This is a genomic window from Paraburkholderia sp. Ac-20336 (genome assembly GCF_017105025.1).
GTDB lineage: Bacteria > Pseudomonadota > Gammaproteobacteria > Burkholderiales > Burkholderiaceae > Paraburkholderia.
The window spans coordinates 52,168-64,811 of the sequence record NZ_JAAGPS010000022.1; the positions used below are offsets into that span (position 1 = coordinate 52,168).

The following is a 12,644-nucleotide window of genomic DNA, read 5'->3' on the forward strand; positions in this document are numbered from 1 at the left end:
TGTGTATAGATCGTCATCATAGCGCGAAGCATGCGGCGCCCGGCCATGCGGCCGGTTCGGCGTGCGCGGCGCGCGACGCGCACGCGTCGGGCGCATCGTGGCGCACCGATGCGGTGCTATTCTTTGTGCCGGTCCATTGCGCGGCATGCTGCACTGCCGCGCTCTCGCACCGCCCATGCGTAGGGAGAGCATGCCATGTCCGATGCCGTGCAGATTCAGGTTGCCGACTCGCATCTTTATCCGGGCTGCGCGGTGCGCATCGCGCATCTGCCCGAACCCGCGGCCGCGACTGAGGCGGCCAGCCGCGCCGAGGCGGTCGTCGAATTCGCGGACGGCTCGGGCGCGCATGCCACCTGCCACCGGCGCGCGCATGACGAACTCGAATTGACCGTCGACGGCTATGCGACACAAAAACGTCATCCCGTGGCCGCGCGCCACTGGCTACTATTTGCCGTCGACGCGACGCACAGCAGCTGGCGTGTGAAGCGTCGGCTGCCATAAGCGGTAAACCGCGAGGCCAGCCGGCCTCCGCGCACTCGCAACCGGTGTCGCGCGCGCCGCCTCGTGCGTCGCGGATGCAAGCGTCACGTCCAACCGGAACTTACCGATGACCGACCACGATCCACACCAGCCGCCGCATCTCGACAACGCCAACGGCATCGACAACGCCGCCGACACCCCCGACGATCCCGAACGCCGGCGCGTCCTCACCGGTCTCGCGGCGGTCGGCATCGGCCTCGCGCTGGCCGGCTGCAAGACCGGCGAGGGTCTTGCCGGCAACGGGCCGCCGCGCAGCGCCGCCGATCTGCGGCTCGATGCCGCGCTGCACGATCAGGTGAAGAACATCGTGGTGATCTACGCCGAGAATCGCAGCTTCGCGAACCTGTACGGCCATTACCCGGGCGTGCAGCATCCGCTCGATGCGGTCGGCGCCGAACGCTACGTGCAGCTCGACCGCGACGGCAAGACGCCGCTGCCGCGCCTGCCGGCGATCTGGGGCGGGCTCGTGCCGCAGGCGCAGGAAGTGGGCGGCAAGCGCTACATGATCGGCGAAAAGGACCTCGAGCCTCTGCACAACCGGCCGTTCCAGATTGTCGACGCGCACGGCAAGCCGCTGCCGAACGGCGTCATCACGCGCGACCTGATCCATCGCTTCTATCAGAACCAGATGCAGATCAACGCGGGACGCAACAACCAGTTCGCCGCGTGGGGCGACTCGGGCGGCCTCGTGATGGGGCACTACCGCAGCTCTGCCGACACGCTGCGTCTGTGGAATCTCGCGCAGCAATACACGCTGTGCGACAACTTCTTCATGGCCGCTTTCGGCGGCTCGTGGCTGAACCACATCTTCCTGATCTCGGCGCAGGCGCCGTACTACCCCGACATCCACAACAGCCCGGCGAAGAAAATGGTGTCGGTCCTGGACGGCGACGACCCGGCCGGCACGCGCCTGAAACTCGCGGCGAACTCGCCCGCCTCGGCGCTCGACGGTCCGCCGAAATTCGTCAACGACGGCGCGTTCACGCCCGACGGCTACGGCGTCAACACGATGGCGCCGCCGTATCAGCCGAGCAGCGTGCGTCCGGCCGAAGGCGGCGACTCGGCTTTCGCGGACCCGTCGGACCCGCGCGTGATGCCGCCGCAGCACTACGCGACGATCGGCGATCGCCTGACGGCCAGGGGTGTCGACTGGGCGTGGTATAGCGGCGCGTGGCAATACGCGCTCGATCATCGCGACACGGGTGCGGTGCCCGACTTCCAGTACCACCATCAGCCGTTCAACTACTTCGCCAATTACGCGCCGGGCACCGAGGCACGGCGCCGCTATCTGCGCGACGGCGGCCTCGGCAACGATGCGTCGACCAATCGCCTGATCGCCGATATCGATGCGGGCCGCTTGCCCACCGTCACGTTCTACAAGCCGCAAGGCGACCTGAACATGCACGCGGGTTACGCGGACGTCGAATCGGGCGACCGCCATATCGCGACGCTGATCGAGCACATCCAGCGCGGCCCGCAATGGCAGAACACGGTCGTGATCGTCACCGTCGACGAAAACGGCGGCTGGTGGGACCACGTCGCGCCGCCGGTCGGCGACCGCTGGGGTCCGGGTTCGCGCGTTCCCGCGCTGGTGATCTCGCCGCTCGCGAAGAAAGGCTACGTCGATCACACCGTGTACGACACGAACTCGATCCTGCGCTTCATCACCCGCGTGCACGGACTCGCGCCGCTCGACGGCGTGGTTGCGCGCGACAAAGCGTTTGCGAGCAACGGTCTCGCGCCGCTCGGCGATCTGACGGCTTCGCTCGATCTCGCCTGAGCGAGTGTCGGAACGTTTTCGAGGCGCGATCGAGCACGTTTTATCGAGTGTATTTCTGCTCGTTTCTTGCGCTGTTGATGTGCGCGCACGACGCCACACACGTCGTGCGCGCACTTTACTTTCGTCTTTGATTCAGGTCATGTCTTTTGCCTTGCATAACGCGCGGCGCCACCTAGACTGATAAAGCACTTCGCAAACTGCACTTTGCACGGAACTGACATGCGACTGACCATCCTGATCAACGGTTCCGATCCCACCGTAAGCCACGACTATGCTGTGCTCTGGCTCGACACCGACGAACACCGGTGGTCGAGAGAAGCGCATCAAGGGATCGACCTGCCCCCATGGGGCGAGCTACACGACGACGAAGACGGCGTAACCACGCTCTGCGCGCCGAGTGCCGATGCGCCGCTCTGTACATTGCGCGGCCTGCACGTCGATCGCAAGGAACGCGTGAGCGCGGCACAAGGCGCCGCCGCATGGACCACGTTACGCACGCATCAAGCAACCAGCGGATTCTGGCGCCTGCAGGCGGTGGACCGTCAAAAGGTCCGCGCGGAACACAGCGTATTCGGTAATTAAGTTCTAGCGCGATTTATCTGTCGCGCGCTTTCCGGTCGAAACTTCCGGCTCATACGCGAACGCCTGTTCGCAGGCACCAATCTGCGCGTACGCAAACACACACGGCTGCACGTGGCGTTGCAGCACTTAAGATGGTCTTAAGCTTGTGTACGTAGAGTCGGAAGTCCACGCATTCGGGTCGCTGCAAAGCGGCCCATTTTTTTTGCACTGCGTTTTTCCGCTGCGCTTTTCTGCTGCGTTCTGCCCCATGTTTTTGCGCTGCGTTCTGCGCGCCGCGATGCAGCAGCGAATTCGGTACCGAAGCCAAAGTACCGTTCATTCGCAGCCCGATGTTCTTCCGCTTCCGCCCGCTCCATTTCCCTGAGTTCGATGGGTCTTTCGAGGTCGCTCGATGCGAGCCGCGACGCTATACTTGCGCCCCCCGTCCATCGATCCGATCCCCCGACACATGAAGAAGTGGCTTGCCAGTCTGTTATTCGCCGTCGCCGCTCACGCGAGCGCGGCGCCTTCCTGCACCCAGCTCACGCCGAATGCGCAATGGCCCGTTCTCGCCAATCAGAAGATGGCGCCGAAAACGCGCCTGCTCTGCTATAGCGATTTCGCGGTGCTGCATTCGGGTATCACGCACGGTCCGCTGTGGTCCGCCGAGCATCTGACGCGCGATCATATCGAAGCGGCCAAAGAGATGGTCCGCACGAACAAGTTCTTCGAAGACGCGCGTTTGCCCGACGGCGAAGGCGCGACGCTCGCCGACTATAAGCGCAGCGGTTTCGATCGCGGCCATATGAGCCCGGCCGGCAATCGCTGGAACGAGCAGGCGATGGCGCAATCGTTCTCGCTTGCCAACGTCGTGCCGCAAGACCGTCAGAACAACCAACGATTGTGGTCGCGCATCGAAACCTCGGTACGCAAGATCGCGCTGTCCTACGGCGACACCTACGTCGTCACCGGTCCGATCTTCTCCGGTCAGCAGTTGCGGACGATCGGACCCACGCGCGTCTTCGTACCGACACAGTTATACAAGGTCGTCTATGTGCCGTCGCGACGGATGGCGTTCGCGGTCGTGGTCGATAATGTCTCGACCAACCGTTACGACATCCGGACGATTCACGAACTCGAAGCGGTATCGGGCATCCGTTTTCCGGGCATTCCGGAGAACCTCAAGGACCAGCGGCCAGGAGGACTGAAAGGTGTTTAAACCCTATTCGAACGATGACGACGTGCTCAACATTCAGGGCGACGCGCTCACGCTGAGCAACGGCACCACGCGCGTCGTGCTGAACGGCACGCTGGAATTGACGCGCGATCAGCGCGGGCTGAAGGCGGCGCTCGCGCTGAAGGAAGCGGTCGATGCGATCGTCGCAAATCTGCAGGCGGAGGCAAGCTTGCCGGCGAAAGTGAAGGACGAGCCGGATGCGAAACCGGGTGTGGTGCAAAATCCGTTTCAATGATGCCGGCGGTGTTCACCACGCTTTAGAATACGCTGCGAACGGGACGGAATTAAAGAAGGAATTGACATGGGACGCGCAACCAGAATTCTTTTTGTAATCGCACTGATCGTATTCCTGGCGTGCCTCGTGATTGGATTCCGCACTTTCGTATGGCACGGAGTTAACTACGAATTTGCTCCGAAATCGGTAACCATGTAACTGATGCACATATCGCGCTGAATGCAAAGCATCGTCAAAAGGCGGGAGAACTTTTCTTCCGCCTTTTCTTTTGCGCTCTTTTCCGTTGCGCTTCTCTCTTCTCGCTCTTCCTGGCACCACCCGCTAAAACCGGCATTCCGACTTGTATCAGCGACGATGCACCCGTTACGTTTTGTCACCACGGCAGCGTCAACTACGGTATTCGGCCCTACGTTAAACCGGCAGCGCTGAAATGATTCAGCCGCGACACAAGAATCCACCGGTTCAACCAAGGAGTCACATCATGAAGACGCTTTTCGCCGCTCTCGCTTCCGCCCTGCTCGTGTCGACCGCCTTTGCTCAAACGGCCGCACCGTCGACGACGCCATCGGCACAACCCGCGCAAGCCACGCAAACGCAGCCCGCCGCTCAGGCGAATCTGAAGGCGAGCACCGCCGTGCAAACCGGCGCCACCGGCGAAAACGCAACCGCGACGAAAGCGCCCGCGCAGGCCACCTCGAAGTCGCATGTGAAAAAGACCGCCACCCATACGAAGAAGGCCCACAAGTCGAGCAAGAAGAACGCCGTGGAAACGAGCGCCGCCAAGACTAAAACGGAGAGCGCGAAAGAGACCACCAATGCCGCGGCCAAAGCCGACGGCGCACAAACCGGCACGGCAAAAACGCAATAACACGTGATCGGTTCCGGCGCTTACCGGCCACGCCAATGTCGTTGCAATAGAAGCTGATCGAAGCGGGCTGTGCCGTTCAGGGAGGGCGAGTCGCATGACTCGCCTTTTTTCATGCGAGCCGCGCCGGCTACGAAGCCGCACCCGCTTCGTTCGCCAATGCGCGCAGCTTGTCCGCATCGACGATCTCGATCTCCGCATAGCCGAGCTTCAACGCGCCTTGCGTCTCGAAGTGCTTGAGCACCTGATTGATCGTCTGACGCGACAACGCGAGCATCATCGCGAGGTCTTCCTGCGGGACCCGGAGCACGCGGCGCAACGCGTGGGCTTCGCCGTAACCGCCCGCCATCAGCAACAGACGGCGCGCCACGCGCGGCGCGGCAGGCAGCAGCGCCGCCTCTTCGATCGCCTCGAATGCGAGACGCAGCTTGTGCGTGAGCAGCAGTCCGAACACATGCCAGTAAGCCGGCGTGCGCTCGAGCAACGCGGCGAGCGCCGCGCGCGGCACATGTAGCAGTTCGGAGTCGCGCTCGGCATAGGCGTCGTGCGTGCGCGGCCGGGCGTCGAACAGCGCGATCTCGCCGAACCAGTTCACCGGTTCGATCACCGCGAGCAACGCTTCCTTGCCCGTCGAACTCGCCGCGCCGATTCTCACGAGGCCGTCGAGCACGCAGTAGAGCCCGTCGTCGGCATCGCCGCGCGTAAAGAGCCGTTGACCGGCAGCGAGGCATTCGATACGCCCCGCCTCGATCAACTGCCGCCGCATATCAGCGGGCGCCGCGCGAAACCATGCGCTACGCTCAAGCAGCTCGGCAAGCTCGTTCGATGAAAAACGCTCAGTCATGGGACAGCATCCGTGCGCGATTGTCGCCGATTGTCGGCTACCCGATGGTTTCAAATTCCGCTGCCCGCGATTATGCTGACTTTGACACAGGAGCGGCACTCATGAGAACGCTGACGCAGCAGCTCACGCAATACGCGGCCTATCATCGCGACCGGCGCAATATCGCCACGCACTTCGTCGGCATTCCGCTGATCGTGCTCGCGCTCGCCGTGCTGCTGAGCCGCCCCGCTTTCGGCGCCGGCATGTTCCCGGTCACGTTGTCGCCGGCCTGGCTGTTGTTCGTCGCGGCCACTGTCTACTACCTCGCGCTCGACGTGCCGCTCGGCGTGATGATGGCCTGCGTGTCGGCGCTGTGCGTCGCGTTCGGCGCGTGGCTCGCCGCGCAATCGACACTGGTGTGGCTCGCCGCCGGCATCGGTCTGTTCGTGATCGGCTGGGTGTTCCAGTTCGTCGGCCACGTCGCGTACGAACACCGCAAACCCGCCTTCGTCGACGACGTAATCGGCCTGCTGATCGGACCGCTCTTCGTGCTCGCCGAAGCGCTGTTCGGCTTCGGCTGGCGTCCCGAGTTGCGCGCGGCGATCGACGCGCAGGCCGGTCCGACGCGCGGCGCGGCCGGGCGCGCCGAAGCGCATCGCTGAGCGCTCATCGCACCGGCCGTATAGGGCGCGACTCGCCGATCAGTCCGGCGCGAAGCGGATCAGTCTCACGCTATGCAGCGCGGCCAACGCGACCGAAAACCAGATCGGCACATACGTCGCCAGTTGCGTCGAAGTGAGCGTTTCGCGCAGCAGCGTAATCGACACGAACACGAGCAGCACGGGCTCGACGTAGCCAAGAATGCCGAACAGCGCAAGCGGCAAAAGACGGCTCGCCTTCAGATACGAGGCAAGCGCCAGCGTGCTCAGCGCGCCGAGGCCCGGCAGCAGCAGCCCCCACATCGCCGCGCGGCCGGCAACCGCCTGCAGCGAGCCGCCGCTGATGACGAACGCGATAGCGACCGGCACCAGCAACGCCACCTCGACGGTAAACATCGCGAGCGAATCCTGGTTGATCCTGCGACGCAGCACGAAGTACGGCGGATAACCGAGCGCGACGATCAGCGTCGGCCATGAAAACGCGCCTGTCGCCCATAGTTCGTGGCCGACGCCCACGGCCGCGCACGCGACGGCGAGCCACTGCAATGCATCGAGCCGTTCGTGATAATAAAAACGGCCGACCAGCACCATCACGAGCGGCAGCAGAAAATAGCCGAGCGAGACTTCGAGCATCCGTCCATGCAGCGGCGCCCATAGAAATAGCCACTGCTGCACGCCGAGCAAGGCCGCGCTCACGATCATCACGGCGCCGAGCTTCGGCTCGGTCATCATGCGGCAAAGAAGCTGGCGCAGAATCGGCAGACGCTTGCGCACCGCGACGAGCAGCAACGCGCCCGGCGCGGTCCATATGATGCGCCACGCGAAAATGTCGAGCCCGGTGAGCGGCGCAAGCAGCGTCGCGTAAGCAGACAGTAAGGCGAACAACGCGGACGCGCCGACCGAGAGCGCAATCCCGCGCCTGACGTCCTGGTGGTTGGGGTTCATCGCGCGGTCCGGCGGACGTCGCGCGCCAGCGCTACGGCTGAGGGCGTGTGGGCTGGCGGCGCGGTGTGGGGACGCGCGGCATTCGTTGTTGTCATTGGAACTGAAGTCTCGCAAGCAGGCAGCCCCGCGTTTCATGCGGCAGACGCTGCGTTTTTGTTCTGGATCGACGGCACAAGCCGGCATTCTAGACGGGTTATCGGCCAGCGGGGTCGGCGCTTTTTCGCCAACGAGCTGCAATTTGTCCGTGCGCATCGCGTGTCGATGCACTAGAACATAACTTCATGCGCCGCCACGGACGCACCCGGTTGCGCGGCAAGCGCCGCTCAACTCGCGTACGATTCCGGTTCAATCCCGGCTCGAGCGCGAATCTTGCTACGAAGCTTTGCACGTCGTTCGCGACCGCACGAGCAGCACTCACGAGCCGGGCCGGCCCATGCAGCCCCGCATGCTGTCGCGGGCACCGTCCGCAGACCGCCGCGCGGACCGCGCCCGCGCTTCTCGCCCGCGGCATGCGTCAACCGCGTTTCAGCGCGCATGCCACCCCGGCCAGCAATCCCGCTCAACGAATGTGACTACTGGAGCCAGCATGACCCAGCCAGCCCTATCGCTCAGCCACTCGCCCTCCGACCTGCGCGCCGCCTTCGCCGCCGACGTGCGCGCCGGACTCACCCACGCGCCGCAAAAAGAACTGCCGTCGAAGTATCTGTACGACGAAGTGGGCTCCGCGCTTTTTGAAGTGATTACCGTATTGCCCGAATACGGCGTGACACGCGCCGAGGAACGGCTGCTCACGAAGCACGCAGCCGAGATCGTCGAGCATTTGCCGCACGACGTGACCGTCGCCGAACTCGGCAGCGGCAGCGGCCGCAAAACGCGGCGCATCCTCGAAGCGCTGTGTAAAAAACGCCCTACTTCTTACTGCCCGATTGAAATTTCGCGCAGCGCGTTGCAGTTATGCCGGCGCGAACTCGGCGACATCGAGCGGATTTCGATCGTCGGCTACGAGCGCGACTATCTGGCCGGTCTTGCCGAAGTGAGCAAGCAGCGCAAGGACGGCGAGCGCTTACTCGTGCTGTTTCTCGGCAGCACGATCGGTAATTTCGGCAGACTCGCGGCCACGCGTTTTCTGCGCGATATCCGCAATATGCTCGCGCCCGGCGACGCCTTGCTGCTCGGCACCGACCTCATCAAGCCGACGCCGAAGCTGATCGCCGCCTACGACGATGCGGTCGGCGTAACGGCCTCGTTCAATCTGAATCTGCTCGCGCGCATCAATCGCGAGCTCGACGGCGACTTCCCGCTCGATGCGTTCGAGCACGTCGCGCGCTTCAACCCGGACGCGCGCAGCATCGAGATGCATCTGCGTGCGAAGCGCGATCTCACCGCGCACGTGCGCGCCGCGCAATTGACGGTGTCGCTGAAGGCTGGCGAAACGATCTGGACCGAGAGCAGCCACAAATATCGCGCGGAAGAACTGCCCGCGATCGCCGACGGCGCCGGCTTCGTGTGCAGTCATCAGTGGGTCGAGCAGGAGTGGGGATTCGCGGAGAGTCTGCTGGTGGCACGCCCTGCCTCACTCACGCATACATAAAGGCAGGATGACGAAAACGGCGCGCCGGCCGCTGGATGGCGCGCCGTTTTTTTACGTGGCGCTCAATGCTGCTCGAAGCGCTCGTAGCGTTTGTCCGTCGTGCGTTCCTCGCCGCTCACTTCGCTCACGCGCGCCGCCGGCGGTCCGTGACGCAGCCACGACAGCATGCGGTCGATCTGATTGGCCGATCCCTGCAACATCGCTTCGACGGAGCCGTCGTCGAGATTCGCGACCCATCCCTTGATGCCAAACGCGTGCGCCTGGCGCACCGTCGCGTGGCGAAAACCGACGCCCTGCACGGTGCCGCGCACCCGCACGTAATACGTTTCGATCCGCTCATCCAGATCCGGGGCCATGCCGCTCTCTCCTTTTAATGCATCGCAGTCTTTCAAGCCGGCATTCTAGTCGCCTCGCGGCGCGCGTGCCCGAGAACGCCCATCCCGCTCACGCGCCACGTACAATCCGTCGACCTTCATGCAGGAAACGGAAACAGAATGACCGAACAGAATCGCGATCTCGTGCTTGTGACCGGTGCGTCCGGCTTCGTCGGCTCGTCGGTGGCGCGTACCGCGCAAAGCAAGGGCTTTCGCGTGCGCGTGCTGGTGCGCGCGACGAGTCCGCGCCAGAACGTCGAATCGCTCGATGCGGAAATCGTGGTCGGCGACATGCGCGACGAAACGTCGATGCGCAACGCGCTGCGCGGCGTGCGCTATCTGCTGCACGTGGCCGCCGATTACCGGCTGTGGGCGCCGGACCCGGGCGAGATCGAGCGCGCGAATCTCGAAGGCACCGAAGCGACGATGCGCGCGGCGCTCAAGGAAGGCGTCGAGCGCATCGTCTACACGAGCAGCGTCGCAACGCTGAAGGTGACGAGTTCGGGCCAGTCCGCCGACGAAACCTCGCCGCTCACGGCCGCGCAGGCAATCGGCGTGTACAAGCGCAGCAAGGTGCTCGCCGAGCGCGCGGTCGAGCGCATGATCGCCGAGGACGGCCTGCCCGCCGTGATCGTCAATCCGTCCACGCCGATCGGCCCGCGCGACGTGAAGCCGACGCCGACCGGCCGCATCATCCTGGAAGCGGCGCTCGGCAAGATTCCGGCGTTCGTCGATACGGGCCTGAACCTCGTGCACGTCGACGACGTCGCGGCCGGCCACTTCCTCGCGCTCGAACGCGGCAAGATCGGCGAGCGCTACATTCTCGGCGGCGAGAACCTGCCGCTGCAGCAGATGCTCGCCGACATCGCCGCGCTGACCGGCCGCAAGGCGCCGACGCTGAGCCTGCCGCGCTGGCCGCTGTATCCGCTCGCGATGGGCGCGGAAGCGGTCGCCAAATTCACGAAGCGCGAACCGTTCGTGACCGTCGACGGGCTGAAAATGTCGAAGAACAAGATGTATTTCAGCTCGGCGAAGGCGGAGCGCGAGCTCGGCTATCGCGCGCGGCCGTATCGCGAGGGTCTTGCCGATGCGCTCGAATGGTTCCGGCAGGCGGGGTATCTGAAGGGCTGATGAAGGGCTGAGTCCCGCTTGCGCGCGGGCGTAAGCATTTTGTTACAAGTCCCGCACCCGCGACGGGTCCAAGCCCGCGCGCAGCAGGTAAAATCGCGGGTCTTATCAGAGAAACCTCGCATGAATCTTCACGAACAGCTCGGCGTGCTGGAAGTGGGCGTCGATCAGCTCATTCAGGCTGTCGTGGCCAGGCAGGCCGACAACACTCCCGAGACACCCGCGCAGACCGCGGCATCGCAAGCGGCAGCAAATGCAGAGGCGACCGAGACGGCGCCGGACGCTGTGGCCGGCGCGCCCGCCAACGAAGCCGCTGAACCCGCCGCCCCGCCCGCGGGCACTCCGGCGGATGCGGCCGCCCCGCAATTCCAGCCGACGCTTGCAATCAACCGCCCCGCGCGCGACGAAATCACGATGACGATCGGCAATCAGACGGTCGCACTGCGTCCGGACCAGATCGGCCGGCTGATCGAGGAACTGTCGAATGCGCGCGCCTCGATGACACCCGAACAGCCGCAGGGCATTCCGCCGGGCTGGCAGTTCGTGTCGACGAAAAATCCGGTCATGGCGGTGCAGAAGCAGTCGAACGGCGACCGCCTGCTCGTGATGCGCCATACCGGCCACGGCTGGGTGCCGTTCACGTTCTCGCCGGACGTGGTGATCCAGATGTACATGATGCTCACGAACGCATGACGCGCAGTACCTGACGAAAAGCGCGTGAGGCAAGCGAAACGCCGAGCGCAAAAAAAGCGGCTTGATGAAGCCGCTTTTTTTATGCCTGCGCGCATCTCCCGAAGCAAACCACCGTCAGGCACCGTCAATCGCCGGCCTTCAACGCTCCTGCACGGGCGCCTGCACGCGCGCCTTCCACTGCCCGCCCTTGCCGCGCCAGTAGCGCACCGCCGACGCGAACGTCGCGCCGACATAGAACAGCGCCACCAGCGGCAGAAACGGCGCCCACAACGGCGAGCGGCGATAGTAGGCGAGCATCGGCGCATACGCGCAGCACATCGCTGCCCACGCGAGCCATGCGGGCCAGCCGAGCGGCCCGAGCACGAGCGCGGCGACCGGCGGCAGCAGATAGATGATCGCCATGCCGGCGAGCGTGCCCGCGAGCAGCAGCGGCGAATAGCGCAATTGCGTGAAGGCCGTGCGCGCAATCATGTTCCAGATCTCGCGCCAGCTATCGTACGGACGCAGCGACACGCTCTTCGCGGCCACGTCGAGCCGGATCGGATGACGCCCCGTGCCGCGATGCTTGATGCGCGCGGCGAGGCTGCAATCGTCGATCAATTCGGCGCGGATCGACTCGATGCCGCCCGCTTCCTCGAGCGCCGCGCGGCGCACCAGCATGCAGCCGCCGGCGGCCGCCGCGGTACGGTTGCGCGGATTGTTGACCCACGCGAACGGATAGAGCTTCGCGAAGAAAAACACGAAAGCCGGAATCAGCGCTTTTTCCCAGAACGAATCGCAGCGCAGCCGCACCATCAGCGAGACGAGGTCGCGCTTTTCCGCGTCGGCACGCGCAACGAGCTGCACGAGCGCATCGGTGGGATGGCCGATGTCGGCGTCGGTCAGCAGCAGGTAGTCAGCCGGCAGGCCGAGCGCGCGCACCGCCTCGATGCCCTGCGATTGCGCCCACACCTTGCCGGACCAGCCCGGCGGCAGCGGCTTCGCGCCCAGCACCGTGAGGCGCTCCGGGCATTGCAGGGCGAGCGCGGCGGCCCGCGCGGCGTCGGCGGTGCCGTCGGTGCTGTGATCGTCGACGACGATCACGTGAAACGCGCCGCGATAGTCGTGCTTGAGCAGCGACGTCACCGCCTCGGCGATCACGTCGACCTCATTGCGCGCCGGCACCACGGCCGCGACCGCCGGCCATGCGTCGCGAGATCGGAAAAGCGCCGCT

14 protein-coding genes are annotated in these 12,644 nt (G+C 64.6%); 10 read left to right on the forward strand and 4 right to left on the reverse strand.

What is annotated here, in order from left to right; all coding sequences use genetic code 11:
- Positions 1-195: 195 nt before the first annotated feature.
- The 6 genes from GXB81_RS10355 to GXB81_RS10380 all read left to right on the forward strand — a co-directional run bounded on the left by GXB81_RS10355 (position 196) and on the right by GXB81_RS10380 (position 5,221).
- A complete protein-coding gene (locus tag GXB81_RS10355) occupies positions 196-501 on the forward strand; it encodes a hypothetical protein (RefSeq protein ID WP_205989062.1) in 306 nt (101 codons plus the stop codon).
- 106 nt (positions 502-607) lie between these two features.
- Positions 608-2,320, forward strand: coding sequence for an acid phosphatase (locus GXB81_RS10360; RefSeq protein ID WP_205989063.1), 1,713 nt, complete (start codon positions 608-610; stop codon positions 2,318-2,320).
- Between the two features lie 219 nt (positions 2,321-2,539).
- Complete coding sequence (locus tag GXB81_RS10365) at positions 2,540-2,902, forward strand: DUF3564 domain-containing protein (RefSeq protein ID WP_167038856.1); 363 nt, start codon at positions 2,540-2,542, stop codon at positions 2,900-2,902.
- A gap of 448 nt (positions 2,903-3,350) precedes the next feature.
- The gene (locus GXB81_RS10370) at positions 3,351-4,100 is read left to right on the forward strand and encodes a DNA/RNA non-specific endonuclease (protein WP_205989064.1); all 750 of its coding nucleotides are present in this window, start codon (positions 3,351-3,353) and stop codon (positions 4,098-4,100) included.
- Positions 4,093-4,353 carry a hypothetical protein gene (locus tag GXB81_RS10375; protein WP_167038860.1) on the forward strand — a complete coding sequence of 87 codons (261 nt, stop codon included), beginning with the start codon at positions 4,093-4,095 and terminating at the stop codon, positions 4,351-4,353. The genes GXB81_RS10370 and GXB81_RS10375 overlap by 8 nt, the downstream gene beginning before the upstream one ends.
- A gap of 481 nt (positions 4,354-4,834) precedes the next feature.
- Complete coding sequence (locus tag GXB81_RS10380) at positions 4,835-5,221, forward strand: hypothetical protein (protein WP_205989065.1); 387 nt, start codon at positions 4,835-4,837, stop codon at positions 5,219-5,221.
- A gap of 127 nt (positions 5,222-5,348) precedes the next feature.
- Here the strand turns inward: GXB81_RS10380 and GXB81_RS10385 are convergent, their stop codons facing one another.
- Positions 5,349-6,062, reverse strand: coding sequence for a Crp/Fnr family transcriptional regulator (locus tag GXB81_RS10385; RefSeq protein WP_167038864.1), 714 nt, complete (start codon positions 6,060-6,062; stop codon positions 5,349-5,351).
- 101 nt (positions 6,063-6,163) lie between these two features.
- Between GXB81_RS10385 and GXB81_RS10390 the strand changes: the two genes are divergently transcribed.
- Positions 6,164-6,703, forward strand: coding sequence for an Mpo1-like protein (locus GXB81_RS10390; protein ID WP_167038866.1), 540 nt, complete (start codon positions 6,164-6,166; stop codon positions 6,701-6,703).
- Between the two features lie 39 nt (positions 6,704-6,742).
- Here the strand turns inward: GXB81_RS10390 and rarD are convergent, their stop codons facing one another.
- Positions 6,743-7,645: an EamA family transporter RarD gene (rarD, locus tag GXB81_RS10395; RefSeq protein ID WP_167282494.1), complete on the reverse strand. Its 903-nt coding sequence runs from the start codon at positions 7,643-7,645 to the stop codon at positions 6,743-6,745.
- A gap of 586 nt (positions 7,646-8,231) precedes the next feature.
- Between rarD and egtD the strand changes: the two genes are divergently transcribed.
- The gene (gene egtD, locus GXB81_RS10400; RefSeq protein WP_167038870.1) at positions 8,232-9,236 is read left to right on the forward strand and encodes an L-histidine N(alpha)-methyltransferase; all 1,005 of its coding nucleotides are present in this window, start codon (positions 8,232-8,234) and stop codon (positions 9,234-9,236) included.
- A 62-nt stretch (positions 9,237-9,298) separates the two neighbouring features.
- On the opposite strand, the gene GXB81_RS10405 is transcribed toward egtD, so the two are convergent.
- Positions 9,299-9,592 carry an acylphosphatase gene (locus tag GXB81_RS10405; protein ID WP_205989066.1) on the reverse strand — a complete coding sequence of 98 codons (294 nt, stop codon included), beginning with the start codon at positions 9,590-9,592 and terminating at the stop codon, positions 9,299-9,301.
- Positions 9,593-9,730: 138 nt separating this feature from the next.
- Here GXB81_RS10405 and hpnA point away from each other — a divergent pair, with 138 nt between their 5' ends.
- Together hpnA and GXB81_RS10415 are read left to right on the forward strand one after the other, a co-directional pair.
- Positions 9,731-10,741, forward strand: coding sequence for a hopanoid-associated sugar epimerase (gene hpnA / locus GXB81_RS10410; RefSeq protein ID WP_205989067.1), 1,011 nt, complete (start codon positions 9,731-9,733; stop codon positions 10,739-10,741).
- Positions 10,742-10,861: 120 nt separating this feature from the next.
- Positions 10,862-11,431 carry a hypothetical protein gene (locus GXB81_RS10415; protein WP_205989068.1) on the forward strand — a complete coding sequence of 190 codons (570 nt, stop codon included), beginning with the start codon at positions 10,862-10,864 and terminating at the stop codon, positions 11,429-11,431.
- 138 nt (positions 11,432-11,569) lie between these two features.
- Here GXB81_RS10415 and GXB81_RS10420 read toward each other — a convergent pair.
- Positions 11,570-12,644, reverse strand: a 1,075-nt coding sequence (locus tag GXB81_RS10420; protein ID WP_205989069.1) for a glycosyltransferase, incomplete at its 5' end; no start/stop codon positions are given.